Origin of the sequence: Streptomyces roseirectus, assembly GCF_014489635.1 — a bacterium.
GTDB lineage: Bacteria > Actinomycetota > Actinomycetes > Streptomycetales > Streptomycetaceae > Streptomyces > Streptomyces roseirectus.
This window is the reverse complement of sequence record NZ_CP060828.1, coordinates 1,002,557-1,028,464: the sequence shown is the minus strand read 5'-3', so window position 1 is coordinate 1,028,464 and position 25,908 is coordinate 1,002,557. Positions and strand designations below refer to the sequence as shown.

The 25,908-nt window shown below is 72.1% G+C and carries 21 protein-coding genes; 5 read left to right on the top strand and 16 right to left on the bottom strand.

Annotation, left to right across the window (positions count from 1 at the left end; genetic code table 11):
- Positions 1 to 6: 6 nt before the first annotated feature.
- A complete protein-coding gene (locus tag IAG44_RS04060; RefSeq protein WP_246561459.1) occupies positions 7 to 672 on the bottom strand; it encodes a hypothetical protein in 666 nt (221 codons plus the stop codon).
- Between the two features lie 253 nt (positions 673 to 925).
- Between IAG44_RS04060 and IAG44_RS04055 the strand changes: the two genes are divergently transcribed.
- Positions 926 to 1,630, top strand: a complete 705-nt coding sequence (locus IAG44_RS04055; RefSeq protein WP_246561457.1) for a L,D-transpeptidase family protein — start codon at positions 926 to 928, stop codon at positions 1,628 to 1,630.
- Between the two features lie 45 nt (positions 1,631 to 1,675).
- Here the strand turns inward: IAG44_RS04055 and IAG44_RS04050 are convergent, their stop codons facing one another.
- From IAG44_RS04050 to IAG44_RS04030, 5 genes are all read right to left on the bottom strand, one after another.
- Positions 1,676 to 3,529 carry a phospholipase C gene (locus IAG44_RS04050; RefSeq protein WP_187745752.1) on the bottom strand — a complete coding sequence of 618 codons (1,854 nt, stop codon included), beginning with the start codon at positions 3,527 to 3,529 and terminating at the stop codon, positions 1,676 to 1,678.
- Positions 3,530 to 3,703: 174 nt separating this feature from the next.
- Positions 3,704 to 4,912 carry an iron uptake transporter deferrochelatase/peroxidase subunit gene (gene efeB, locus IAG44_RS04045; RefSeq protein ID WP_187745751.1) on the bottom strand — a complete coding sequence of 403 codons (1,209 nt, stop codon included), beginning with the start codon at positions 4,910 to 4,912 and terminating at the stop codon, positions 3,704 to 3,706.
- Positions 4,909 to 5,991, bottom strand: coding sequence for an EfeM/EfeO family lipoprotein (locus tag IAG44_RS04040; protein ID WP_425508511.1), 1,083 nt, complete (start codon positions 5,989 to 5,991; stop codon positions 4,909 to 4,911). The genes efeB and IAG44_RS04040 overlap by 4 nt, the downstream gene beginning before the upstream one ends.
- Before the next feature lie 151 nt (positions 5,992 to 6,142).
- On the bottom strand, positions 6,143 to 6,580 hold the full coding sequence (locus IAG44_RS43215) for a dienelactone hydrolase family protein (RefSeq protein ID WP_246561454.1): 438 nt from the start codon (positions 6,578 to 6,580) through the stop codon (positions 6,143 to 6,145).
- The gene (locus IAG44_RS04030) at positions 6,577 to 7,722 is read right to left on the bottom strand and encodes a hypothetical protein (protein ID WP_246561451.1); all 1,146 of its coding nucleotides are present in this window, start codon (positions 7,720 to 7,722) and stop codon (positions 6,577 to 6,579) included. Before IAG44_RS04030 ends, IAG44_RS43215 begins: the two co-directional genes overlap by 4 nt.
- 65 nt (positions 7,723 to 7,787) lie before the next feature.
- Here IAG44_RS04030 and IAG44_RS04025 point away from each other — a divergent pair, with 65 nt between their 5' ends.
- Positions 7,788 to 8,360 (top strand): CAP family protein, encoded by a 573-nt coding sequence (locus IAG44_RS04025; protein ID WP_187745749.1) that lies wholly within the window; start codon positions 7,788 to 7,790, stop codon positions 8,358 to 8,360.
- 44 nt (positions 8,361 to 8,404) lie between these two features.
- On the opposite strand, the gene IAG44_RS04020 is transcribed toward IAG44_RS04025, so the two are convergent.
- Positions 8,405 to 11,470 (bottom strand): S8 family serine peptidase, encoded by a 3,066-nt coding sequence (locus IAG44_RS04020; protein ID WP_187745748.1) that lies wholly within the window; start codon positions 11,468 to 11,470, stop codon positions 8,405 to 8,407.
- A 187-nt stretch (positions 11,471 to 11,657) separates the two neighbouring features.
- Between IAG44_RS04020 and IAG44_RS04015 the strand changes: the two genes are divergently transcribed.
- Positions 11,658 to 12,068 carry an HIT family protein gene (locus tag IAG44_RS04015; protein WP_187745747.1) on the top strand — a complete coding sequence of 137 codons (411 nt, stop codon included), beginning with the start codon at positions 11,658 to 11,660 and terminating at the stop codon, positions 12,066 to 12,068.
- Between the two features lie 3 nt (positions 12,069 to 12,071).
- On the opposite strand, the gene IAG44_RS04010 is transcribed toward IAG44_RS04015, so the two are convergent.
- The 5 genes from IAG44_RS04010 to IAG44_RS03990 form a co-directional block, all read right to left on the bottom strand.
- Complete coding sequence (locus IAG44_RS04010) at positions 12,072 to 13,202, bottom strand: cytochrome P450 (protein WP_187745746.1); 1,131 nt, start codon at positions 13,200 to 13,202, stop codon at positions 12,072 to 12,074.
- 18 nt (positions 13,203 to 13,220) lie between these two features.
- Positions 13,221 to 14,282 (bottom strand): sulfotransferase family protein, encoded by a 1,062-nt coding sequence (locus IAG44_RS04005; RefSeq protein WP_187745745.1) that lies wholly within the window; start codon positions 14,280 to 14,282, stop codon positions 13,221 to 13,223.
- Complete coding sequence (locus IAG44_RS04000) at positions 14,269 to 15,600, bottom strand: pyridoxal phosphate-dependent decarboxylase family protein (RefSeq protein ID WP_246561449.1); 1,332 nt, start codon at positions 15,598 to 15,600, stop codon at positions 14,269 to 14,271. The genes IAG44_RS04005 and IAG44_RS04000 overlap by 14 nt, the downstream gene beginning before the upstream one ends.
- A gap of 89 nt (positions 15,601 to 15,689) precedes the next feature.
- Complete coding sequence (locus tag IAG44_RS03995) at positions 15,690 to 16,697, bottom strand: LuxR C-terminal-related transcriptional regulator (protein WP_187745744.1); 1,008 nt, start codon at positions 16,695 to 16,697, stop codon at positions 15,690 to 15,692.
- Between the two features lie 426 nt (positions 16,698 to 17,123).
- Positions 17,124 to 18,461, bottom strand: coding sequence for an aminotransferase-like domain-containing protein (locus IAG44_RS03990; RefSeq protein WP_187745743.1), 1,338 nt, complete (start codon positions 18,459 to 18,461; stop codon positions 17,124 to 17,126).
- A 201-nt stretch (positions 18,462 to 18,662) separates the two neighbouring features.
- Between IAG44_RS03990 and IAG44_RS03985 the strand changes: the two genes are divergently transcribed.
- Complete coding sequence (locus IAG44_RS03985; RefSeq protein WP_187745742.1) at positions 18,663 to 19,253, top strand: DinB family protein; 591 nt, start codon at positions 18,663 to 18,665, stop codon at positions 19,251 to 19,253.
- Positions 19,246 to 19,893 (top strand): LysE family translocator, encoded by a 648-nt coding sequence (locus IAG44_RS03980; RefSeq protein WP_187745741.1) that lies wholly within the window; start codon positions 19,246 to 19,248, stop codon positions 19,891 to 19,893. The genes IAG44_RS03985 and IAG44_RS03980 overlap by 8 nt, the downstream gene beginning before the upstream one ends.
- Here the strand turns inward: IAG44_RS03980 and carB are convergent.
- The 4 genes from carB to IAG44_RS03960 are packed head-to-tail and all read right to left on the bottom strand — an operon-like array spanning position 19,815 to position 25,828.
- On the bottom strand, positions 19,815 to 23,189 hold the full coding sequence (gene carB, locus IAG44_RS03975; protein WP_187745740.1) for a carbamoyl-phosphate synthase large subunit: 3,375 nt from the start codon (positions 23,187 to 23,189) through the stop codon (positions 19,815 to 19,817). The genes IAG44_RS03980 and carB overlap by 79 nt on opposite strands.
- Positions 23,182 to 24,324: a glutamine-hydrolyzing carbamoyl-phosphate synthase small subunit gene (gene carA, locus IAG44_RS03970; RefSeq protein ID WP_187745739.1), complete on the bottom strand. Its 1,143-nt coding sequence runs from the start codon at positions 24,322 to 24,324 to the stop codon at positions 23,182 to 23,184. The genes carB and carA overlap by 8 nt, the downstream gene beginning before the upstream one ends.
- Entirely contained in the window at positions 24,306 to 25,556 is a 1,251-nt protein-coding gene (locus IAG44_RS03965; RefSeq protein WP_187745738.1) for an ATP-grasp domain-containing protein, read from the bottom strand. Before IAG44_RS03965 ends, carA begins: the two co-directional genes overlap by 19 nt.
- Positions 25,553 to 25,828 (bottom strand): hypothetical protein, encoded by a 276-nt coding sequence (locus tag IAG44_RS03960; RefSeq protein ID WP_187745737.1) that lies wholly within the window; start codon positions 25,826 to 25,828, stop codon positions 25,553 to 25,555. The genes IAG44_RS03965 and IAG44_RS03960 overlap by 4 nt, the downstream gene beginning before the upstream one ends.
- Positions 25,829 to 25,908: the final 80 nt, after the last annotated feature.

Below are 25,908 nucleotides of genomic sequence, written 5' to 3'. Positions count from 1 at the left end.
CTCGGACTACTCGGTGTCCGGTACCAGGGACGCGCGGGCCGTTTCCAGCAATTCCCGCTGCCGCACGAGGTGTTCACCACCGGCCGGCGTGTCGACGAGGAGCTGGTAGACCCGGCCCGCCGCTCCCGCGACGAACACCTCGACCCGGCTGCGCGTGGCACTCTGCCCGCGCCAGTGATACCCGAGCTCCAGCCGCACCTCCTCCTCGCCGCCCTGCCGGACCGCACGCGTCGTGGCCCGCAGACCGGCCATGGACGACGCGGCCTCGTCGCGATACCAGGCGAGCTGCCCGGCAGCCGCGGCCCGAGCGGTCGGCCCGTACGAGGTGTCACGCTTGAGAGCGATCTCATAGGTACCGCCGGGCGAGGCCCACACGCTCTGGATCGCGTTCTTCCTGGTCCGCGTCCACCCGTCCGGAACGGCGAACGCCGCAGTCAGCTCAGGCTCCTTCACTCGCCGCCACCCTCGTGGGACCGCGGGCAGCGAAGGCGAGGGAACCGCGGCGGCGGTAGTGGCCGGGGGAGCGGGGCGCGCGGCCGTCGACCCGTGGAGCGACGGCACCCCGAAGACGGCGAGCAGAATGCCCGCCACCGCCGCCAGCGCCGAGACCAGCGCGGCGATCTCCCCCAACCGCCGCGCGGGAGTGCCCCCTTGATCCGGATCCTCAGCCATCCGCCCCCCAGCAGTCACCCCGATCGACCCCTCTCCCATTGAACGGGACCGTGGCGCCACCGCAAAGAGCGGCGCCGCGCGCGAGGAGGACGGGTCCGCGCCCCGTGAGGGGTTTCGTGCATGTACCCGAGTGATCCGAGAAGTCCCGCAGCCACGCGGTTCGTTCATCCGAACGGGTGTGTCCGGGCCGGGTGGTGGGCCGTTCGGCGCAGCTCGCGTCTCCGGGGGCCGGGCGCGCGGGTTTTCTGGGCCCATGGAGATGCATCGGATGTGGCGTGGGGTGGCGTCGGTGGCCGTGCTGGTCGGGGCGGTGCTGCCGGGGACGGTGGCGAGTGCGGAGGGGATGGCGTCGTGCACGGCGGGGACCGGGCCTTACCAGCGGCAGCTGGAGGGGTACCTGAAGCGGCCCGTCGACGGTACGCAGTCCAGCGCCGACTGCGCGGCGATCAGCGCCTTCCAGGCCGCAAGCGGCCTCTTTCCGGCGAGTGGGTACGCCGACTACCGCACGTACCGCATGATGCTGGTCGCCCGAGCCGTCAAGAACCCCAATGCCGCCCGCCGCTGCCCGGTCAGCTCGTACCGGGTCGCCTGTGTGGACCTGGCCCGGCAGCTGATGTGGGTCCAGAAGGGGAAGCGCGTCCTCTACAAGCCCGTCCCGATCCGCTCGGGCCGCGACGGCTACGAGACCCGCACCGGCACCCACCGCGTCTACCTGCGGCACAAGGACCACTACTCGTCCCTCTACAACCGCTCCCCGATGCCGTACTCGCAGTTCTTCGACGGCGGCCAGGCGTTCCACGGCTCGCACGGCGACCTCTTCAGGGGCGGCTCGCACGGCTGCGTCAACCTGCGGGTGCCGGACGCGCGCAAGCTGTGGGGCGTGCTGAAGAAGGGCGACCGGGTGGTCGTCTGGGGTGTACGGCCGGGCGTGGTGCGCGAGGCCGGACCGGGAGCGTGAACAGCGCGGGACCGGCTCCCCCACAGAGCCGGTCCCGCGGGCCCGCTACGCCGTCGTCCGCGCCCGCCGCCGCAGCGCGAACACCGTCGCCACCGCGCCCGCCGCGAGCACCCCGCCGCCGAGGGCGACCGGCAGCACCGGGGACGTGGAGGACGTCTCGGCGGCCGTGTTCTGCGCCTTGAGGTCGGCGATGTACTGCGGGGAGGCCGCCGTCCGCGCGAAGTGGTGCGGGATCGGCTTGACGGACTTCACCGAGCCGTCGGCGTTGAGCAGCACCTGCTTGCCGTTCGGGTGCCGGAAGTCGAACAGGCCGGTCAGGCTGTTGGCCCGCTGGTCGAAGGACCCGTCACCGATGCGCCCGGTGTGCCAGTTGTCCTCGATGAACCGGGTGATCGACGCCTGCTCGGTCGCCGTGTGGTCGACCGCGTTCACCTTGCTGTACGGGGAGACGACCAGCAGCGGCTGCCGGGTGCCGGGTCCGCAGCGGTCCGCGTACCCGTGCGCGGCTGCGGGGCCCGCCTGGCAGAAGGGCGAGTCGACGGCCTTGCCGTTCGAACCGGTCGTCGAGTCCTTCGAGCCGTTGAGGACCTTCGACGTGACGTGGTCGTACCAGCCGTCGGAGTCGTCGTACGCGATGACGACCGCCGTCGACCTCCACTCCGGGGACTGCTGGAGCGCGTTGATCTCCTTGACGAGGAAGTGCTGCTCGTCGAGCGGGTCGGAGTAGGCGGCGTGGCCGTCCTGGTACTCGGCGGCCTTCAGGAAGCTCACCGCGGGCAGCTTGCCGGCCTTGAGGGCGGCGTCGAAGTCGGTGAGGTCGTAGTCGTGGTTCGCGCGCCCGGCGTGCCCGATCTCGGCGAGGTTCTTCGGCGCGAGGTGGTGCGGGTTCGACGTCGACCTGTAGTACTGGAACGGCGAGTGGTGCGGGGAGTAGTCCTCGACGGCCGCCCCGCCGACGTTCGTGTGGGTGGCGCCCGCGCACTTCGCGTACGTGCCGCTCTTCCCGTCCCACTTGGTGCTGGGCCGGAACCCGCCCTGGAACCAACCCCAGCTGACGCCCTTGGAGTTGAGCAGGTCCCCGATGTTCCTGCCGCGCATCTGCGCGAGCGCGTCCGTGCTCGTGCGGTCCTTGTCCGAGCAGTCGTCGAACGCCGGGTCGGGGTCGTTGACGACCGTCCCGACGCCCTTTGCGTCCGGGGAGACGACGGCGTACGCGTCCGGCTTCGACGTCCGCTTCCCGGTCTTCGGGTCGACGGAGACGACGCCGTGGGTCTGGCCGGAGACCAGGTTCAGCGCGCCCGGCGTGGACGGGCCGTAGACCGAGCTGAACGAGTGGTCGCCGAGCGCGTAGTGCTGGGCGTAGTTCCACAGCGCGGTGACGGTGTTGCCGTCGTAGTAGTCCATGACCAGGCCGGGCTCACCGAACAGGCCGGTGCACTTGTCGACCTCGGTGTTCTCGACGTACTTGTCGGCCCTGCCGCCGTTCGCGGCGTACTGCTCGGGGCCGTAGGAGTGGTTCTGGTCGCACGTCATCGCCTGCGCGCCGGAGAGCCGCTTGGGCGCGTACAGGTTCGGATTCTTCTTCAGTAGGCCGGCGGTCGACAGGTTGTCGGCCTTCGGGGTGTGCGCGGCGGCCTGGAACGGCGTGCCGTCCGTGTTCGCGGCGTTCGGGTAGGTGCCGAAGTAGTGGTCGAACGACACGTTCTCGTCGTAGATCACCACCAGGTGCTTGATCGGCGTCGCGGTGTGTGTCGCGGTGTGCGGGGTGCCGTGGCCCCCGTGCGCGGCGGCGGCCGACGCGGGGACCGTGCCGCCCGCCGCGGCCAGGGCGGCGGCGCCGAGCAGGGCGCCGACGCGCGCGAGGCGCCGGGGGCCGGAGGGGGATGCTGTGCCGGTCATGCGTGTCTCGACTTCCGGGAGAACAGGGGTGTACTGCTGGGATCCTGGGCAATCCGGGCGGCGCGGCGGGGGAGCGGCGGTGACCGGGGGACGAACGGCGGGTCAGGACCTGCCCATACGAACTTGAACTTTTCTTGACACCTTCGGGCGAGGAGAGTTCGCCTCAGGCAGCTCTCAGGCGAGGAGTGTCCGCCCCAGCCAGTCCGACCCGTCCCGCACCCCCGGCAGCGCGAAGAAGTACCCGCCCCCGAACGGCGACACGTAGTCCACCAGCGGCTCCCCGGCCAGCCGCTTCTGCACCGCCTCGAACTGCCGCGCCAGATCCCGCTGGTAGCACGTGAACAACAGCCCCATGTCGAGGTTCCCGTTGCTGTCCGTGCCCCGGTCGTAGTTGTACCCGCGCCGCAGGATCCGCTGCCCGTCCGTCGACGGCGTCCTCGGGTTCGCCAGCCGGATGTGGCTGTCCAGCGGAATCACCGAACCCTTGGGATCCTGCGGGTAGTTGGGGACGTCGCTCTCGTGCCGCCCGTCCAGCGGCGCACCCGTGTCGCGGGCCCGCCCGAACATCCGCTCCTGCTCGGTGATCGACACCCGGTCCCAGAACTCGACGAGCATCCGGATCAGCCGGACGACCTGATAGCTCCCGCCGACCGCCCACCCCGGCTCGCCGTCACCCGCGCCGACCCACACCAGCCGGTCCATCTCCCGCGTGCTGGCGGTGTCCGGGTTGGCGATGCCGTCCTTGAAACCCAGGTGGTTGCGGGGCGTGCCCGACGGCCGGGGCGGGCTGACGAACCCGTCCATCCGCCACCGCACCTGCATCCCGCCCCGCGTGTGCCGGGCGACGTCCCGCAGGGCGTGCAGCACCGTGTCCATGCTGCCCGCGCTGAACTGCACGCTCAGGTCGCCGTGACACCAGTCGGCGTTCAGGTCGTCGTCCGGGAACGCGGGCATCAGGGTCAGCCGGCGCGGCCTGCGCGCCGCCAGCCCGTACCGCGCGTCGAACAGCGACGCCCCGACGCCCACGGTGACGGTCAGACCGTCCGCCGCGACCACCGGACCGAGGGTCCCCGAGTCGACCGGCGGCGCCGTGATCCCGGCCTCGTCCGGGCTGCCCCCGGCCGTCAGGAAACGGGCGCGCTCGGTCAACGTCCGCAGCAGGTCGGTGAGTTCGGCGCGGCTGGCGGCCGTCGCGTCGAACGACACGAACGCCGTGGCCTTCTGCGCCGGGTCGACGATGCCCGCCTGGTGCGTGCCGTGGAAGGGGGTACGCGGGGGTGCCGCCACGGCCGTTGCCCGGTCGGCGGCCACCAGGCCCGTGCCGGCCATCGCCGCCGCGCCCGCGCCCGCCAGGAAACCCCGGCGGCCCACCTCGCCGCTCATGCCGTCCTCCGTACGTCCGTCAGGGTGGCCACGTCCGCCAGCCGCTCGACCAGTGCGCCGACGTCCGCGTCGACCTTCTCCCGCTGTGCGCGCGTGAGTTGGGCGAGGGGCTTCGTGTCGACGGTGTCCAGGGTGTGCTGGGCGCGGTTCATCGCGGCGTCCAGAGCGGTCAGGCCCGCGTCGCGTGTCTTCAGCAACGGGCGCAGGAACGTGAGGAGTTGGCGGGTGCCGTCGAGATTGGCGCGGGTCGTCGCCAGGTTGGTGCCGCTGCCGTGGTCCGTGCGGCCGGTCAGCTCGAACTGCACGGCGTTCTCCATGATCTCGTGCGCCCGCAGACCGACGTCCGCGGGGTCCATGCGCTCGTCCGGCCAGCTCTTTTGGAGCGCGTGCACGGCCGCGTCGAGCCGGTCCGCCGGGGCGCGCAGGCTCGCCGCGGACTCCCCGTGCCACAACCCCTGTTCCACCCGGTGGAACCCCGTCGCGTCCCCGTTGATCGCCTCGTCCGCGTCCCCGAACGTTCCGTACGCGGCGCCCATCCGCTCGTACACGAGGTGAGCGGGGAGCCAGTCCGCGCGAGCGGCGGCGAGGTCGCCCCGGTCGACGTCCGCCGCCAACACGTCTGTCTTCTCGGCGAGTTCGACGGTCCTCGCCTGGATCCACCGCTGATACGCCAGCGTCGGCGGGATGAGATCCTGCTGCGTCACCGGCAACGCGGCCGGACCGCTCCGTACCCCGCTCCCACTGATCCGCACGGTCGGTCCGGTCACCGCGTCCGCGTCATCGGGCAGACACTTGAACGCGTACGCACCATCCCCGAGCGTCACCCTCAGCGCGCGCTCCGTCCCCGGCCCCAGCCCCTCGACCTCCCCGTACACCGCACCCGTCCGCGCATCCACGAGATCCACCTCGGCAGCAGCCCCGGACGTGTTCTCCAGATCGAACACCTGCCGCCCCCCTTCCGGCTCCCTCCACCCCTCCCCACACTCCCCGACCGCGACCCGCACGGTCGTATGCCGCAGCCCATCCTCACTCCCCACCGGCCGGCCATGCCCCCCACAACCCGCCACCACAACAATCACACCCCCCACGAACAGGGCCTTTCCACGCACGCCTGGCCTCCAGGTTTCGTTCGGACGAGGGCGGCGCCCCGATCGTAAGCAGCCCCCCACCCCCCGATCCGCTCCCCTGACCACCCCCTGACCGAACCCTGGCGCAGAATTCGCCGGGGGTTCACCGGGGGGCGTGCACGGCGAGACCGGGGGAGCGGGGTGGTGTGGACGGGGCGTCCACGGCGTTCCGCCAGGTGGCGTGGGCGGTCCGGCGACGGGATTCCGCAGGTCGTGGCGGCGCCGAGCCTGCTCGAAGGGGGGCGTGCGCGGCGGTGAGGAGGGCCGCTTCCGCGCCCTTGGACGTCCCCAGCACACCGATGCGGCGCACCCCCTGCGCCAGCAGCGGATCGATCGCCCGTGTGAACGTCTCCAGCGGCACCTCACAGAGTTCCGACGGCTGCCCGGCCCCGCCGAACCAGCGGATCGACAGCGCCGTCATTCCGTGCCCGGCGAGCAACCGGACCCGCTCGTGCTCGATCCGCCCGCTGGACCCCGCGAGCACCAGCACCCCGGCGTCCGTGCCGCCCCGCTCCAGAACGCCCTCCGACGACGTGCTCACTTCCCCGGCCCCCGCAGGAGTTCCGCGAGCCGGGAGCCGACCGGAGTGAAGCCCGGCAGCGGCTCGCGCGCGTAGTGACTCTTCTTGCGGCGCCGCAGGAGCGCCTCACCGTCCGCTTCCCAGGTGAACGCCGGCTTGCGCAGCAGTTTGCGGAAGACGGTGTCGGCGGTGTCCGGGTGACGCCGGACGAGCCGCTGGACGACCGCGGGGGAGACGGACTCGTCGTCGAGGTAGCGCCGCAGCACCGCGAGCCCGGCGGAGGAGGGGCGCGTGAACAGGTCGTCGAGGAGCCCGAAGTCGGCGTAGTAGCAGAGCCCTTCGGTCTCGTCGAAGTACACGGCGACGGTGTCCGCGTCCCGAAGGCCCTCGGGGAGGGCGCTGAGCTCGTCGAGGGACACGCCCCCGGCCCCGCCGGGGATCTTCGCCAGCCGGCGCCGGTGGTACTCCCGCAGCCGTTCTCGCGCCTCGGCGGGCGGCAGGACGAGCAGGTCGGTGCCGAACAGCTCGACGAAGTCCGCGCGGGCGGCGGCCTGCGTCTCCCAGCCCTGGCGCAGCAGTTCGGGATTGCGGCACAGCAACCGGGGGTCAGCGGCGACGGCTTGGGCGGCGGCCCGCGCCAACTCCGGCCCGTCGCCGCGCGGATACGTCGTGAGGTGACCGCTGACCAGCCGGACGTCCGTGTCGGGGTGCAGCGGCACCAGACGGGCGACGGTGAACATGCCCGGCCGCAGCGCCCGCAGCGCACGTGGACCCATCGTCGAACGGACCTCGTAGACGAGGTCGTCGAGAAGGTTGTGCAGCGCACCCCCGCGCCGCACCTCGAAGATCCCCTCGACCACGTCCCGCCAGCCGAGCACCATCGCCCGCTCCTCCGGCGACAGCGCGGGCCGGCGCCGCTCGGCGAACCGCTCGACGACCGTGGAGCCGTCCGAGAGCCGGTGCTGGAGCGCGAAGTGGTCGATCGCCGCGACGGCGGTGGTCTCGTCCAGAAAGCCGTGCCGGTCGGCGGCCTCGTCGAGCACGGCGTCCAACCGCCGTGCGTAGCGCGGACCTTGGGCGAAGGCGACCAGCTCGCCCTTGAGATCGCCGCTGAGCGCCACGAGTTCGTCGACGCGACCGGGGGACAGTGAAGGCTTCGTCACGACGTCCAGTCTCCCGGATGGACGGAAACCCGGTGACCGCGCACCCGGATGATCGTTACGGCGGTATGACAACGATGAACCGCCGCAACGCGGTCCGGGGCACCCTCGCCGCGCTCGTGGCCCTGGCCGCCGCCCTGACGCTCGCCGCGCCCGCGGCCCCGCGCGCCTCCGCCGCCTCCGCCGACCCGGCGTTCGACCAGCAGGTCCTGGACCGGGCGAACTACCTGAGGGCCAAACACGGAGTCCCGCCGCTGACGTTGAACGGGGAGATCAGCGGGTGGGCGCAGGAGTGGGCCGACCAGCTGGCGAGCAGCGGGCAGTTCGCGCACCGGCCGAACAACAAGTACGGCGAGAACCTGCACTACGCGTGGCGCCCGGACGGCTCGTCGCCGACCGGCGCGGAGGTCGTCGACGGCTGGTACAACCAGGTCAAGGACTACCACTACTACGGCAGCGAGCCCGACATGGGCACCTTCAAGAACTGGGGCCTGTTCACGCAGGTCGTGTGGAAGTCGTCCGCGCGGATCGGCGTCGGCAAGGCGACGGCGAGCGGCGGAAAGACGTACGTCGTCGTCAACTTCGACCCGCCCGGCAACTTCATCAACCAGTTCGCGGCGAACGTCCTGCCGCCGAAGTGACCTTGCGGACCGGCGCCACGAAGACACCGGTCCGCAAGGGGAGTTCACCGCCGGGGAACGCTCACTGACAGCAGCGTCCGCCCGACCGTCCGGGAGCCGTCACCGTACTCCACGACCCCCAGATACACGGGTGACACGTCGGCCGACAGCCCCTTCCAGGAGACGCCGACACCGGGCTCGGCGCCCATGGCGACCCGCTGGGACGCGGGGGAGACCGCGGCGGCGTGCCCGGCACCGGAGCCGATGAGCCAGTACCGCAGGGCGAACGGCTGACTGGTGACGCCCGACGGAACGACGTACTGGTTGACGTACACCGTGTACGTCCCCGGCTTCAGGTCGGCGTGCTCGTCGCTGGAGTCCGCCGCCCAGTGCACGAAGTCACCGGTCGCGTCGTCCTTGACGTACAGGTCGATGTCACTGCCCGCCGCGTAGTCGGCGGCCGAGATCCCGACGCGGGCGGCCTTGAGGCCGGCGGGGACGGTGAACGTCGTCCTGTACGTGGCCGGCGTGAGCGGGGACGTGTTCGGGTCGAAGTCGTGGTCGGTACCGGTCAGCGTGCCGGTCCTCTTCTCCCCGCCGTACAGGCTCGCGCCCGCGGTGAGCGTCCCGGCCCACCCGGTCCTCGGCGTGAGCTTCACGGAACCCTCGGCGCCGCTCGCCGTGACCTCGGAGGGCGCGTCCAGCACCTCGGCCCGCAGGGACACCGCGCTACGGACCTGGTGGTGCCCGTCGGACCAGGTCACCGCCCCGAAGCTCCAGGCCCCGAACGCCGCGTCGGTCCGCGTGAAGGCGACCGTGTACGTCGCGCTCGCACCCGGCGCCAGCGTCAGCCGCTGGGGCGTGACCTCGGCGGTGAAACCGCGCGGCGCCTGGACGCGGACCGTGTAGACGCCGGTCGTCGCGGCGACGTTGGTGACCTTCCGGGTGACGGTCTGCCGCCCGACGAGGTCACCGACCGCGATCATCGGATAGTTGACGTCGCTCGCGTCGAGCCGGGGCACCCCGGCGCAGGCGGCGGCCCCGCCGTCGGCGCTGGTCAGCTTCCCGTCCCGGGTGCAGGTGTACGCCGTCCAGTCGGCGGCACCCGCGTCGTACACGAGCCCCGGGTCGGCGGCCGAGGACGGGACGACGTGCCCGGCGCCGTAGTCGAACGGGGTCGCGGTGCCCGCGCCCGTGCGCTGGATGGGCCGGCCGGTGTTGTCGGTCGTCGAAGCCGTCGTCATCAGCGCCGACTTGAGCGCCGCCACCGACCAGGAGGGGTGCGACTGCCGCAGCAGCAGGGCGAGTCCGGCGACGTGCGGGGCCGAGTCGGAAGTGCCGTTGAACAGCCCCTGCGACCCCTTGTAGAGGAAGCTCCCGGCGACCGTGGCCGCGACGGTCCCGACGCCCGGCGCGGTGACGTCCGGCTTGATCAGGTCACCGCCGTTCACCGTCTCGGGGCCGGAGGACGAGAACCCCGCGACGACCGGCGCCCGCTGCGGGACGGCGACGGCCGCGCTCAACTCGGCGGTCGCACCGGCCCGTTCGGCGTACGCCCGCACCGACGCGCCGTCCGCGCTGGTGAGATGGACGGACGGCACCCGGTGCGCGTCGGCGATCAGCTCCTCGCCGGGCGCCTCGTTGACGAGGACCATGCCGACGCCGCCGGCCCGCTGGACCTCGACGCTCTTGGCGACCCGCCCCGTGTTGCCCGTGCACAGCACGACCGCGCCGCGCACCTTCGCCGGGTCCAGTGAACCCGCCGCGCACAGCCGGGCGTCGGCCTCGGTGACGCCGCCGGCGCCCGCCCGCGCCGAGTCGACCAGCCGGGTCGCCGGGAGCGCCGTCGCGCTGAAGCCGACGCCGTCGTAGGAGCGGCCGTCGCCCAGGGTGAGGGTGGTGCGGTAACCGGTGTCGTGGGTCGAGGCCGCCACGGACATCACCCACGGCATCTCGTGCCGGACCGTCCCCGGACCCTCGTTGCCCGCCGCCGCCGAGATGAACACGCCCGCCTCGGCCGCGTTGCGCAGGGCCGTCTCCAGCACCCCGCTCGGCACGCTCAGATCCGGGCCGCCGATCGAGTAGTTGATGACGTCGACGCCGTCCGCGACCGCCTTGTCGATCGCGGCGACCGACTCGTTGTAGCCGCAGGCGCTGACCCAGCACACCTTGTACGCGGCGATCCTGGCCGCCGGGGCCAGCCCCGATATCCGCCCGGTGAGGCCGGTGTCCGGGACCGTCGTGGGAATGTTCAGGTTGCCGGCCGCGGTCGTCGCCGTGCTGGTGCCGTGCGAGTCGGAGTCCCTGGGGGAGTCCCAGTCGCCCGCCTTCGTGTCGACGACCCCGTCGTTCGGGAAGTACTGGGCGCCGATCACCTTGTTGTTGCAGGTGGCCCGGTGCGCCGGGTCCTTGCCGGGGTCGCAGCCGCCCTTCCACTTCGCCGCGATCGCCTTGTCGGCGACGGGGTCTGCGGGCAGCGCGCCGAGCGAGGGGTTGCCGGTGTCGATACCGGAGTCGACGACGCCGATGATCGTGCCCCGGCCCGCGTTCGCCTGACCGCCGGGGATACGGGAGTAGAGACCGTGCTCGCCCTTCAGACCGAGGAAGGCGGCCATGTCGGGGACGGGGAGGGGGGCCGCTTCACGGGCGTACGGGGGTGAGGCGGGGGGTTTCGTGGTGCTGGTGCGGGCGGCCGTGGCCCTCCCCGTCCCCGTCCTGCCCGCTTCCCCCGCCAACGGCAGCATCTGGTTCCGCGTCACCGACACCACTCCCGGCATGCGCGACAACCGCCCGATCTGCGCCGACGTCAGCCGCGCGGTGAACCCGTTGACGACCGTGGTGAACGTGCGCAGCGGCTTCACCCCGGGCACGCCCGCGAGGACGTCGTCCCGCCGCTCCCCGAGGTGGTCCACGTACTCGCGGGCGGCCCTGGTCCCGGTGTCGAGACGCCGGCCCGCAGGGGCCCGGGTGTCCTCGTGGACGGCGACGGGCGCGTCCGCGAGCTGGACGAGGTACGTCCCCGGGAGCCGCGGCCCCGAGGAGTCGGCGTGCGCCGGGAGCTGCGTGGTCAGCGCGAGGATTCCGGCGAGGACGAGCGGGGCCGCCCGTCTGCCGGAGTGGTTGTAGGACACGTGCTGGTTCTCTTTCCCTGAACGTTCCCTGAGTGCCCTGGTGAGCGGGAACGGCGTCGATCTTTCCCCGTGATCCACATCTTGTGGAGTCGGTGACCGCCGGGAAAGACCGGTCTGCGCGTTACCGGCAAGTCCTCACGAATCCTGCACGTGAGGAAGGTGTGGGGAGGGATGCGAGACTGACCGCATGTCCACTCTCTTCACCCGCATCCTCACCGGCGAACTCCCCGGCCGTTTCGTCTGGGAGGACGAGAAGGCCGCCGCGTTCCTGAGCATCGCCCCCCTCACCCCCGGCCACACCCTGGTCGTCCCCCGCCAGGAGGTCGACCGCTGGACCGACGCGGACGGCGAACTCCTCGCGCACTGCGTCTCGGTGGCCCAGAAGATCGGCCAGGGCGTCCGCAAGGCGTGGGACGCGCCGCGGGCCGGCCTGATCATCGCCGGCTTCGAGGTCCCCCATATGCACATCCACGTCGCCCCCGCCTGGGACATGGGCGACTTCGACTTCTCCAAGGCCGAAGTGGAGAAGGACGAGACCAAGTTGGACGAGGCCGCCGACCGACTCCGCGCGGCGCTGCGCGAGTTGGGCCACGTGTAGGGCTCAGTACACGACCGGCAGCCGCCCGACCCCGCCTGTCAGCGTCCCGTTGCGCCACCCCAACGACCGCGCGGGCACGGCGAGTCGCAGGCGGGGGAAGCGGGCGACGACGCCGGTCAGCGCGGTCTCCAGGAGCAGCACCGCCAGCCGCGCCCCGACGCAGTAGTGCGGGCCGTACCCGAACGCCAGGCCGGGGACGGGCCGCCGCGCGATGTCGAAGACGTCCGGATCGCGGTGGACGGCCGGATCGCGCCCGGCGTAGGCGTGCGCCGGGATCACCACCTCCCCGGCCCGCACCTCGGTCGCGCCGATCCGCAGCCCGGCCAGCGCCAGCCGGGGCAGCCCCATGTCCCCGGCGACGTCGTACCGCAGGATCTCCGCCACCGCCCCCGGCACCCGCGCGGGCGTCAACGCGGCGTACTGGGCGGGGTGGTTGAGCAGACACAGCAGCCCGTTCGTGAGAACCGCCGCGGTCGTGGTGGCCCCGGCGACGAACAGGTTCACGGCGACGGCGGCCCGTTCCCGCCCGCTGAGCCCGCCCGCGCGGTGCGCCTCCGCGAGGCCGGCGAGGAGCCCGGCGTCCGGTGTGAGCGTCGTGAAGTGCTCGCGCAGCGCCCGGTGCCCGGCGCGGGCCTCGTCCGGCGGGCCGGTGAGCGCGAGCTTCTGGTGCGCCCAGACGAGGAGTTGGTCCCGGTCGGCGTGCGGGACGCCGAGGAGGTCGCAGACGGTGTGGGTGACGAGGGGGACGGCGAAGTCGGCGTGCAGATCGGTTGGTTGGACCAGCAGACGGTCCGTCAGCTGCTGAACCGGCGTCCGCAGCGCGGCGATCCGGTCCGGGCGGAACGCCGGCGCGCACAGGCGGCGCAGCCTGGTGTGGTCCGGCGGGTCCGTGCCGACGAGGCTCGGCTCGTCCAGGTCGGCGCCGGTGAACCGGGGCCCGCCCGGCGTGGCGAACATCGCCCGGCGGCTCAACCGCCCGTCGGACAGCGCCTGGACGACGTCCGCGTGGCGCAGCGCGAGGTGGGCGGGGTCGCCGCTGGGCATGAGGACGCGCGGGAGGGTGTCGTGCCGGAGCAGGTCGAGGTGGGGCATGGGGGAGAGGCTGTCGGCGCGTTCGAAGGGGTAGCGCAGCATCGTGCGACCTCAGAGCTTTCACGGGGTGAGCCCGAAGTCCTCGGGCGTGTAGGCGTGTCGGGCGGTGCGCGGCTGCCCGGCGAGGTGGCGGCGCATGCCCTCGCGGACGTGCGGCGCGTCGGTGAGACCGAGTGCGCGGCAGACCCGGGCGGCGGTCGCGACGGGGTCGGCCACCAGCTCGTCGTACCCGACGCGGACGTCGACCCCGGGGAACGCGTCGAGCCGCCGCGCGCCGAGGCGGAGCGCGGCCTCCAGTTGGCGGCCGATCTCGTGGGGGTCGGTGTGGTCGCTGCGTTTGCGGCGGGCGTGGAGGGCGAGGCTGCACGCGGACGCGGTCGCGCGCAGGGGGTCACGGTGGAGGGCGACGACACTGAGCCGGGGGTAGACGGCGGCGAGGGAAGGCAGGTGCCACAGGTGGGAGGGGCTTTTGAGAAGGAGGCGGGCGCCGGGGGCCGCCGGGCGCCGGGCCAGGATGTGGGCGAGCTGGCGGCGGTGGAGGCGGTAGGCGGCGGTGAGATCCTGCCCCAGCAGCCAGTCGGCGTAGCTCGGCACCCGGTAACTCACCAGCCCCAGCACCGAGTTGTGGAAGTCCGTCGTCATCAGGTGCTCGCACTCCTCCGGCTCCCGCGCGCCCGTCGGATGGATGTCCCGCAGGCCGGGCGCCGCCCGGTGGTGAGCGGCCACCGCCCGCCGCGTCTCGGCGATCAGCTCGGCGTCGGTGACCCCGGGCGGGGAGACGGGATGGGTGAGCTCCCACAGCCGCACCGCGTGCAGGCCGGGGTGGCGGGCGAGCAGCCGGTGCAGGAGAGTGCTCCCGGTGCGGGGCGGGCCGACGATGACGACGGGGTCGACGGCCGGGAACGGGGGCGCGGGCCGGGCGTACAGGCGCAGGCGGTGGACGAGCGCCCCCGACAGGGTGCGCCGGGCTTCGGCGTACCCGTGGGCGTTGAGGCGGGCCTCGGTGTTCAGCGCGTCCACGAGCCGGCCGAGGGCGTCCCGGTAGCCGTCCGGCCCGAAGTCGGCCAGCCCCGTCGTCCGTTCCGCCTCGGCGTGCAGCCGGGCGGGGTCAGGCAGTGGCATCGAGGCTCAGCTCCCGCACCCGGGTCACGATCCGCCTCAACTCCCCGGCGCTGGTGCGCGGGTTGATCGTGCACAGACGCAGCACCCGCTCGCCGGCGACGGTCGTCGGCATGACCAGCGCGTACCCCTCCGTGGCGAGCCGCCGGCAGACCCGGTCGGCGTCCGCGCCCGCGCAGCGGAACGTCAGCACGGCCAGCGAGGGCGCCGTCACCAGCTCCAGGCCCGGCTCGGCGTCGATGAACCGGCCCGCCTCCTCGGCGTTGCGCATGCCCCGGGCGACGGCGTCGCGGAAGGCGTCGGCGCCGAACACCTTCAGCGACAGCCACAGCCGCAGCGCCCGGAACTCGCGGGTGAGCTGGATGCCGTACTGCAGGAAGTCGCCGTCGCCCGCGGCGCTGTTGTCGAGGTAGCCGGGCAGGTCGACGCCGAACGACTCCCGCAGCTCGTGCGGCCTGCGCAGCAGCACGCAGCCCGACTCGGCGGGCTGGAACAGCCATTTGTGCGGGTCGACCGTCCAGGAGTCGGCGAGGCCGAGGCCGTCGAGGAGCGTCCGGCCCGCGTCGGTGAGCGCGGCGGCGGCGCCGAACGCCCCGTCGACGTGCAGCCAGATCCCCTCCGCCCGGCAGAACTCGGCCAGCCGTGGCAGCGGATCGACCGCGCCGGTGCTGGTGGTCCCCGCGTTGGCGACGACCACGAACGGCCGCAGCCCCCTGCGCCGGTCCCGGCGGACGGCCGAGGCGAGCGCGTCGACGTCGAGCCGCTGCGCGCCGTCCGAGGGCAGCCGTCGCACCCGGTCGGCGCCGACGCCGAGGACGTGCAGGGCGCGGGGCACGGAGAAATGGGTCTGGTCGGAGAAGTAGGCGGTGCCGGGGCCGCGCCGGTCGCGGGCCACCGTCAGCGCCGTGAGGTTGGCCATCGAGCCGCCGGGGACGAACAGGCCCCCGCTGCCCGGCGGGAGCCCGAGCAGTTCCACCAGCCAGCGGACGGTGGTGAGTTCGACGTCCGCCGAGGCCGGGCCGGTCAGCCGGTGGCCGCCCGGTACCGCGAACCCGGTCGCGAGCGCGGCGGCCAGGACGCTCACGAAATTGCCGGGGCTCGGCACGAACGCGAGGAACCGGGGGTGGTCGGGGTGGGCGTTGCCGTGCCGCAGCATCCGGCAGGTCTCCTCCAGCACCGCCAGCGGGTCGGGCGCCGCCGCCCTCGGCACCTCCTCCCACTCGCGCGGCGGGGCGTACTTCACGCCGGACACGGGGTCGTCCGCCAGTCGCGCGAAGTGCTCGACGAGCAGGTCGACGCCCCGGTGGCCCAGCGCGCGCATGACGTCCTCCGGTAACCGCAAAGCCGACAACGGCATCCCTTTCATGGGTAGTTGTCACCCCTCAGGGGAAACAACTGCCCATGTTCGCATCAGGGTGAAACGCCCCGTCTTTTCCCCTCGGCTGCGGCGGAGAGCGGTCTCTCCTGTTCCAGGAGTCTTCGCTGGGACACGAGGAACCCCAGCTCCGCGCGGCTGCGGCTGCCGAGCGCGTCGGAGACCTTCTTGATGTGCGTGGAGACCGTACGGGTGCTGACGCCGAGGCGGGCGGCGATGCTCTCGTCCGTGTGGCCGGCCACCACCATGCGCAGGACCGTGCGCCGCACGGAGTCGGTGAGCAGGTCGGGGCGGTACTGGTCCATGGTGATGGAGACGGTCTGCGCGCGATCCCACATGTGCTCGAACACCTTGATGAGGAAGTCGACGATGCCCGTGTGCCGGATGGCGAGCGCGGCGGTGTGCCGCTCCGGGGAACCGGGGATGAAGGCGACCGAGCGGTCACAGATGATGACCCGCTCGAAGATCTCCTCCAGCGTCCGGACCTTCGCGCCCTCGGCGAGGACCCGCTCGATGTAGGTCAGCGTCGGCTGGTGCGAGCGCACGCTGTGCTGGTACAGGGTGCGCTGGCGCACGCCCCGGCGCAGCAGCGCGAGATCGCGGGGCAGCGCCTCGCCGAGGAGTTCCGGCGCCCGGCCGCCGCCCGGTTGCGCGGTCAGCAATTCGTCCTTGCAGGACGCCACCGCGAGCCGCAGCGCCTCGCCAATCACCGCCTCACCGCTCAGCGGCTCGATCGAAGGCTCGGCGCGCAAATGAGCATTCCGGTAAACAAGGTCCGCCGCGTGAAAGGAGGAGTGCAGGGACGTCAGGATTCCCTGATACTTTTCGATTTTCCGTTGCATCGGCCGGGACACCTCTGATTCGGCGACCCTGGGCGGCACCGGGACGAAGGAGTCGGTCCGGCCGAGCAGCGGCCTGACCAGCCGGTACTCGGTGAGACAGGACGGGACGTCGCCCGACAGGCGGCCCACCTCCAGTGCCTCTCGGTAGCGCTGGAGCCCTTCGTCGCAGAGAGTAACTTCCCCGCGGAGGGATGCATCCATGTCCGCAGATCGACACATTCGCCTGTCCTTCGTGTTGTGGCGTTGCGCGATCACGATGGCAGGGCGTGCTCGTTCCGTGGACGGACTTTCTACAGAATGGGTGCGCCGCCAGACAAAAAGAATTCGGCGACAAAGGGAGGCGACGGACGGACAGGGTGCAGAGAGGTCACGCGTGTAAAGCGTGGCGGAAAACGAATGGTCAACGTTCAAACGTCGGAATGATCACAGTGCTCGGGGGATCTATGTCTCGGATCGTCAACGTTTCCTTCGCTTGCCATACGCGCACTTCAGAGGCATGGCGCGACCGGCCGGCGAGCTGCGGGCGGCGCACCCGGCGGGACTCCGCCTGGGGCCGCAATTGACTATCCGGTCGCCTTTTCGGCCACCTCGGCCGGAAGGTTGACCGAAACGCGCCCCCGGAGCCGTTCAGTCCGTCACCAGGTCGTCCGGCGCGGACCGCGCCAGATCGGCCAGCGTGGCGAGAGCGCGCGACAGCGTGTCGGCGGCGGGCGAGGCGAGGCCCAGCCGGACCGCGTTCGGCACCCGGCGCGGGTCCACCGCGAACGCCGCCGCCGGGGTCACCGCGATGCCGTACCGCGCGGCCGCGGCCACGAACGTGTCGGCACGCCAGGGGTGGGGCAGCTCCCACCAGCGGTAGTACGAGCGGGGGTCGCCCCGGGTCACGAAACCACCGAGGTGACCCTGGGCGAGCTCCTGCCGCTGCCTGGCCTGCCGGCGCTTCGCCGCCACGATCGCCGCCACACTGTCGTCCGCCTGCCAGTGGTACATCGCCTCCATCGCGAACCGCATCGGCGTCCAGCCGCCCGAACGCAGCGACACCGACACGCTGTTGGCGACCGACGCGGGCGCCACCACCAGACCCAGCGAGAGCCCCGGCGCGAGCCGCTTGGACAGGCTGTCCACCAGCACCGTCAGCTCCGGCGCCAGCGACGCCAGCGGCGGACCGTCACACAGGAACGACCACACACCGTCCTCGATCGCGTGGATCCCCAGCTCCGTCAGCACCTCCGCCAGCCGCTCCAGCCGCTCCCGAGGCATCGACAGCGACAGCGGATTGTGCAGCGCCGGCTGCACGTACACCGCGTGCAGCGGCTGAGCGCGATGCGCCTCGGCCACCGCCTCCGGCACCAGCCCCGACCCGTCCATCGCCAGCGGCACCAGCGTCACACCCAGCCGGCCCGCGATCGCCTTCAGCGCCGGATACGTCAGTTCCTCCACCCCCAGCCGCGCCCCCGGCGGCGCCAGCGCCGCGACCGCCGCCGAGATCGCCTGCCGGCCACTGCCCGAGAACAGCACCCGCGCCGGATCGGGCCGCCACCCCGCCCGCGCCAGCAGATCCGCCGCCGCCTCCCGCACCGCGGGCGCCCCCACCGGACCCGCCGACCGCATCGCCGCGCCCAGCAGCTCCGGCCGCAGCAGCCGAGTGAGCCCCGCCGCCAGCAGCTCGTTCTGCTCCGGCACCACCGGATAGTTCAGCTCCAGATCCACCCGCCCGTCCGCCGCCCCGGCGGACCCCGCGCCCGACGGGGCACCGGCCGTGGCGCACACGAAAGTCCCGCGACCCACCTCGCCGACCGTCAGCCCCCGACGGGCCAGCTCCTGGTAGACGCGGGTCGCGGTGGAGGCGGCGATGTTGTGCAACCGCGCGAAGTCACGCTGGGGCGGCAGCCGGTCGCCCGCCCTGAGACGGCCGGCCCTGATCTCCTCGGCGACCGCGTCGGCCACGCTCTGGTAGTTCCTCACCACCCCTCCTTCCGTGCACCACGTATCCAAGCAGTTCGATTGCACCAAGAGCAACGCCTGGCAAAGGGTCTTATTGAACCGACCCTTGAACCGACATACACTCACCATCGGCCCGAGCCCGCCCCGAGGCAACCCGGCACGACGAGCAATCAGGCGCCAGGGCGGCACGCCACCCCCCACACGGAAGGCGGTCACAGCACGGTGAACGTCATAGCGCACACCTCACAGAACCGCCCCCCACGCACCCCGCCCGCCTGCCCCCGCTGCGCCTTCGACCCCGCGACCTGCGACCGGCACACCGCCCCTGACCTGCTACGGGACACCACCACCGACTGGCAGCACGTCCTGGCGGGCCCCGACGTCACCCGCTCCTGCGCGGGCACCCCCGCCTGGACCGTCCTGGAACACGGCTGCCACGTCCGCGACATGTGCCTCCTCTTCCGCCGCCAACTCGACACAATGCTCGGCGAACCCCGGAACATTGCACCGAGTTCCGAGGTGACAAACTCCCCCACACGCTATTGCGACGAGGACGCCCGACAGGTAGCGGGCGAACTCGGCCGCGCCGCCACGGCCCTCGCCGACCGCCTCACGGCCCTCACCGCCGACGACTGGGAGCGCGAGGACCCCCGCCTCCCCGACCTGAGACTCACCCTCGGCGTGCTCACACGCCACCTCCTGCACGACATCCGCCACAGCCTCCACGACGCCAGGCGCGGCATCCGCGCGCCCGACGCGCGCACGGCCACGGCGACGGCACACCCACAGAACAACGAGGACGGACATGGTTGAGACGAGCGGCATCATCGGCGTCGCCCTGGTGGCGCTGGGCATGGTGCTCACCCCGGGACCGAACATGATCTACCTGGTCTCCCGGAGCATCACCCAAGGGCGCCGCGCCGGCGTCATATCCCTGGGCGGCGTCGCCGTCGGCTTCCTGGTCTACCTGATCATCACCAACCTCGGCCTCTCCGTCGTGTTCATCGCGGTCCCCGAGCTGTACGTCGCGGTGAAACTCGCCGGCGCCCTCTACCTCGGCTACCTCGCCTGGACCGCGCTGAAGCCCGGCGGCATCTCCGTCTTCGCCCCCCAGGAGATACCGCCGGACACCCCGCGCAAGCTGTTCACGATGGGCCTGGTCACCAACCTGCTCAACCCCAAGATCGCCATCATGTACCTCTCGCTGATCCCCCAGTTCGTCAACCCCGACGACGGCAACGTCCTCCTCCAGGGCATCCTGCTCGGCTCCGTCCAGATCGCCGTCGCCCTCACGGTCAACCTGTCCATCGTGCTCGCCGCCGGCTCCATCTCCGGCTTCCTCGCCCGCCGCCCCGCCTGGCTCAAGGTCCAGCGCTACGTCATGGGCGCGGCACTCGGCACCCTCGCCGTCACCCTCGCCATCGACACCTCCGCCCCCAGCGCCCCGAACTGACCGGCCAGCCGCTGAGCGTGTTCCTGGAGTGAGCGCACGCCGACGCCGCCGTGGTTGAGTGCGTCGATGCCCTGGACGGCGGCGGCGAGGGCCTGGACGGTGGTCAGGCACGGCACACTGCGCGCCACGGCCGCGGTACGGATCTCGTAGCCGTCCAGGCGGCCTCCGGTCCCGTAGGGGGTGTTGACGATCAGGTCGACCTCACCGTCGTGGATGAGCTGGACGATCGTCTTCTCCCCGGCCGGGCCGGTGCCCTCGGACTGCTTGCGCACCACGGTCGCGTTCAGGCCGTTGCGCTTGAGGACTTCGGCGGTGCCGGAGGTCGCGAGGAGTTCGAAGCCGTGCGCGACCAGCTCACGCGCCGGGAAGATCATCGAGCGCTTGTCACGGTTGGCGACCGAGATGAACGCCCGCCCCTTCGTCGGCAACGGCCCATAAGCCCCGGCCTGCGACTTCGCGTAGGCGGTGCCGAAGACGGAGTCGATACCCATGACCTCGCCCGTCGAGCGCATCTCCGGGCCCAGGACGGTGTCGACACCGCGCCCGTGGATGTCACGGAACCGCGACCACGGCATCACCGCCTCCTTCACCGAGATCGGCGCGTCCATGGGCAGTTCACCCCCGTCCCCCCGCGCCGGCAGCAGACCCTCCGCGCGGAGGTCGGCGATGGTCGCGCCGAGCGAGATGCGGGCGGCGGCCTTGGCCAGGGGGACGGCGGTGGCCTTGGAGGTGAAGGGGACGGTGCGCGAGGCGCGCGGGTTGGCCTCCAGGACGTAGAGGATGTCCCCGGCCATCGCGAACTGGATGTTGATCAGACCCCGCACCCCCACCCCGCGCGCGATGGCCTCGGTCGAGGCACGCAGACGCTTCACGTCGTGCCCGCCCAGCGTGATCGGCGGCAGCGCACACGCCGAGTCCCCGGAATGGATCCCGGCCTCCTCGATGTGCTCCATCACCCCGCCCAGATACAGCTCCCGCCCGTCGTACAGGGCATCCACGTCGATCTCGATCGCGTCGTCCAGGAACCGGTCCACCAGCACCGGACGCGACGGACTGATCTCCGTCGACTCCGCGATGTACGACTCCAGCCGCGCCTGGTCGTACACGATCTCCATCCCACGCCCGCCCAGCACGTAGGACGGCCGCACGAGGACGGGGTAGCCGATCTCGTCCGCGATCGCCTTCGCCCCCGCGAAGGTCGTGGCCGTGCCGTGTTTCGGCGCGGGCAACCCGGCTTCCGCCAACACTTGCCCGAACGCGCCCCGGTCCTCCGCCAGATGAATCGCCTCGGGTGAAGTACCGACGATAGGAACGCCGTTGTCCTTCAGCGCCTGCGCCAGCCCCAGCGGGGTCTGCCCGCCGAGCTGCACGACCACACCCGCGACCGGACCCGCCAGCCTCTCCGCGTGGACGATCTCCAGCACGTCCTCCAGCGTCAACGGCTCGAAGTACAGCCGGTCCGAGGTGTCGTAGTCCGTCGACACCGTCTCCGGGTTGCAGTTGACCATCACCGTCTCGTACCCGGCCTCCGACAGCGCGAAGGACGCGTGCACACACGAGTAGTCGAACTCGATGCCCTGACCGATGCGGTTGGGCCCCGAGCCGAGGATGATGACGGCCGGTTTTTCCCTAAGGGCCACCTCCGTCTCCTCGTCGTAGGACGAGTAGAAGTACGGCGTCTTCGCCGCGAACTCCGCCGCGCAGGTGTCGACGGTCTTGTAGACCGGCCGCACTCCCAGCGCGTGCCGCACCTCGCGCACGACGTCCTCACGCAGCCCCCGGATCTCACCGATCTGCGCGTCGGAGAAACCGTGCCGCTTCGCGCCGGCCAGCAACTCGTGTGTCAGCTCGGGGGCTTGAGCCAACTCATCGGCGGTCTCCTTGATCAGGAAGAGTTGGTCGACGAACCAGGGGTCGATCCTGGTGGCGTAGAAGACCTCCTCCGGCGTCGCCCCCGCGCGGATCGCCTGCATCACCAGGTTGATCCGCCCGTCCGTCGGCCGCACGGACGCGGCCAGCAACTCGGCCTTGTCACCCACGGGCCCGACGAACGTGAATTGACTCCCCTTCTTCTCCAGCGAACGCAGCGCCTTCTGCAACGCCTCCGTGAAGTTCCGCCCGATCGCCATCGCCTCGCCGACGGACTTCATCGTCGTCGTCAGCGTCGAGTCCGCCTGCGGGAACTTCTCGAACGCGAACCGAGGCGCCTTCACCACGACATAATCGAGCGTCGGTTCAAAGGACGCCGGAGTTTCCTGAGTTATGTCGTTCGGAATCTCGTCCAGCGTGTACCCGACGGCCAGTTTCGCCGCGATCTTCGCGATCGGGAACCCCGTCGCCTTCGAGGCCAGCGCCGACGACCGCGACACACGCGGGTTCATCTCGATCACGATGACCCTGCCGTCCGAGGGATTCACCGCGAACTGGATGTTGCAGCCCCCGGTGTCCACCCCGACCTCACGGATCACGGCGATCCCGATGTCGCGGAGGATCTGGTACTCGCGGTCGGTGAGGGTCATCGACGGCGCGACGGTGATCGAGTCACCGGTGTGCACGCCCATCGGGTCGAAGTTCTCGATGGAGCACACGACCACGACGTTGTCGTGCTTGTCGCGCATCAGCTCCAGCTCGTACTCCTTCCACCCCAGGATCGACTCCTCCAGCAGCACCTCGGTCGTCGGCGACAGCGTCAACCCCTGCCCCGCGATACGCCTCAACTCGGCCTCGTCGTGGGCGAACCCGGACCCGGCGCCGCCCATCGTGAACGACGGCCGCACCACGACCGGATAGCCGCCGAGGGTGTCCACGCCCGCGAGGACATCGTCCATGGAGTGGCAGATCACCGACCGGGCCGACTCCCCGTGCCCGATCTTCGCGCGGACCGCCTCCACGACGGCCTTGAACCGTTCCCGGTCCTCGCCCTTGTGGATCGCGGCCACGTTCGCGCCGATCAGCTCGACCCCGTACTGGTCCAACACCCCGCTCTCGGCGAGGGAGATGGCCGTGTTGAGGGCCGTCTGCCCGCCGAGGGTGGGGAGCAGGGCGTCGGGGCGCTCCTTGGCGATGATCTTCTCGACGAACTCGGGGGTGATCGGCTCGACGTAGGTCGCGTCGGCGATCTCCGGGTCGGTCATGATCGTCGCCGGGTTCGAGTTGACGAGGATCACCCGCAGGCCCTCGGACTTCAGCACCCGGCACGCCTGCGTGCCGGAGTAGTCGAACTCGGCGGCCTGGCCGATGACGATCGGGCCGGAGCCGATGACCAGGACGGACTGGATATCGGTGCGCTTAGGCACGCTGGCCCTCCAACAGAGCGGTACTCATCGAAGAGGTGAAGCGGTCGAAGAGATACGCGGCGTCGTGCGGCCCCGCCGCCGCCTCGGGGTGGTACTGCACGGAGAACGCCGGCCGGTCCAGCAGCCGAAGCCCCTCCACCACACCGTCGTTGAGACAGACGTGGGAGACCTCGGCCCGCCCGAACTCCGTCTCCGTGACCTTGTCGAGCGGCGCGTCGACCGCGAACCCGTGGTTGTGGGCGGTCACTTCGACCTTGCCGGTCGTGCGGTCCCGCACGGGCTGGTTGATGCCCCGGTGCCCGTACTTCAGCTTGTACGTCCCGAACCCGAGCGCGCGCCCCAGGATCTGGTGACCGAAGCAGATCCCGAACAACGGGGTTCCCCTGCGCAGGACTTCACGCATGAGCGCGACGGGTCCGTCGGCGGTCGCCGGGTCACCGGGACCGTTGGAGAAGAAGACGCCGTCGGGGGCGACGGCGTACACGTCGGAAGCGGTCGCCGTCGCGGGCAGGACGTGCACCTCGATGCCCCGCTCGGCCATCCGGTGCGGCGTCATGCCCTTGATGCCGAGGTCGATCGCCGCGACGGTGAACCGCTTCTCGCCGATCGCGGGGACGACGTACGCCTCCTCGGCCGTCACCTCCTCGTACAGCGACGCGCCCGTCATCGGCGCCTGCGCCCGCACCAGGGCCACCAACTCGGCGGCCGGGCCGAAGGACCCGGAGAAGATCCCGGCGCGCATGGCACCCCGCTCGCGCAGGTGCCGGGTCAGCGCACGGGTGTCGACCCCGGCGATCCCCACGACGCCCTGGGCGACGAGTTCCGCGTCCAGCGACCGCCGGGACCGCCAGTTGGAGGGCACCCGTGCCGGGTCGCGGACGACGTAGCCGGCGACCCAGATCCGCGCCGACTCGTCGTCCTCGTCGTTCCAGCCCGTGTTCCCGATCTGCGGCGCGGTCGCCACCACGATCTGACGGTCGTACGACGGATCGGTCAGGGTCTCCTGATAGCCGGTCATGCCCGTGGAGAAGACCGCCTCGCCGAAGGTCTGCCCGACGGCGCCGAACGCGCGGCCGGGGAAGAGGCGGCCGTCCTCCAGGACGAGGAGCGCGGGCGTCACCGGTCCAGCCCGCACACCACTCGGCCAGGCCCGGGGGCCGTGGTGGGGACGCACTCCATGCGGAAGCGGGCGGCGGTGCGCAGGACGGCCTTCTCGACGTCCGCGCTGGTGGCGCCCCGGAAGCGGAAGCGGGCGCCGATGTGCTCGTAGCCGCCCGCGCGCGGGATGACCTGCCCGACGGCGGGGATCACGGACGCGTAGGGGCCGTCCTGCGGGCTCGGCGGCTCGAAGGAGGTGACCCGGCAGGGCGCCGGGACGGGGGAGGGGACGAGGAGCCAGCCGGCCGTGCGCCACTCCTCGGGCACGGGCAGGGCGGGCCGGCGGCCGAGCTGGACGTCCATCGCCGCGCGCATCAGGTCGATGCCGTGCACCTCGCGCCACACGAACGGGATCTCCGCCCCGCCGGCCCGGTAGCCGGCCTCCAGGAAGCGGATCTCGGGGGAGCCGTCGGACGCGGTGCCGACGAACGCCTCCATGTGGAACACCCAGGGCTCATCGCTCAGCGCGCCGGCCGCGCGGGCGGTGAACTCGCCCAGCGCGGCGAGGAGTTCACCGTCGTCGATCTCGACGGAGCCCAGGGTCACGCCCTCGGCGAAGTCGACGCACGTGTTGACGTACCGGGAGGCGCGCCACGGGCCGAGCGCGGTGCCCGTCCACAGGCCGTCGATGTGGACGATCGCGTCGGGGCAGTAGCGCTGCACCAGGCGCGGCTCCGGCGGGAGGGTGTGCAGCAGGGGCAGGTCGGCGGGGCCGTCGAGGCGGACGACGCCCCGGCTGGCGGTGCCCCGGCGCGGCTTGACCACCACCGGCCAGCCCTCCCGCTCGGCGAACGCCAGGACGGCCGCCTCGTCGGGGGCGTCGGCGAACGCCGGCAGCGGCAGACCGCCGTCCCGCACGACGCGGTTCATGACGAGCTTGTCGCGGAAGCGGGCCAGTTCGTCGGGGCGCTGGCCCGCGCAGCCGAGGCGTTCGCGCACCAGCGCGGCCGTGTCGAGATCGCCCTCGTTGAGGGCGACGACCCGCTCCGGGGTGCCGAAGCGGGCGCCGAGTTCACCGACGGCGTCCCACACGGCGTGCGGGTCGTCGGTGGCCGGCACGACCCGGACGTCCGCCGCGCCGCCGGGCACGGACGGCAGGCCCAGCGGGGTCGTCACGTAGGTGACGCGGTGGGCGCGGTGGTCGAGGTAGTCCTCGTAGTGGGCGTACCGGTCGCGCCAGCGGTGGACGACGAGGACGTGGCCGCTCATGCCCGCTCCTTGTCGTGGACCATGCCGACCGCGCAGGTCGCGGAGACGACGGCGGCGCGCGCCGAGCCGAGGGCGTGGCGGGCGGCGTCGAGGTCGCCCGCCGGGAGCTGGGCCACGATGTCGCGGGCGCAGTCGATGAGGTGGAGCGCGGCCCGGGTGAGGGGTTCCTCGCCGGTGTACTGCTCCTCGACGAGACGCCGGACGAGGTTCAGGTGCTCGACGGGCCGGCCCTGGGCGCCCGGTGGCGGGGCCGTGGAAGTGAACGTCTTCACGGGTGCTTCCCTCCCAAGTGGACGGGGGTGCGGACGAGGGGCCGGGCGGCACGGAGCCGCCCGGCGGGACACAGCGGGGG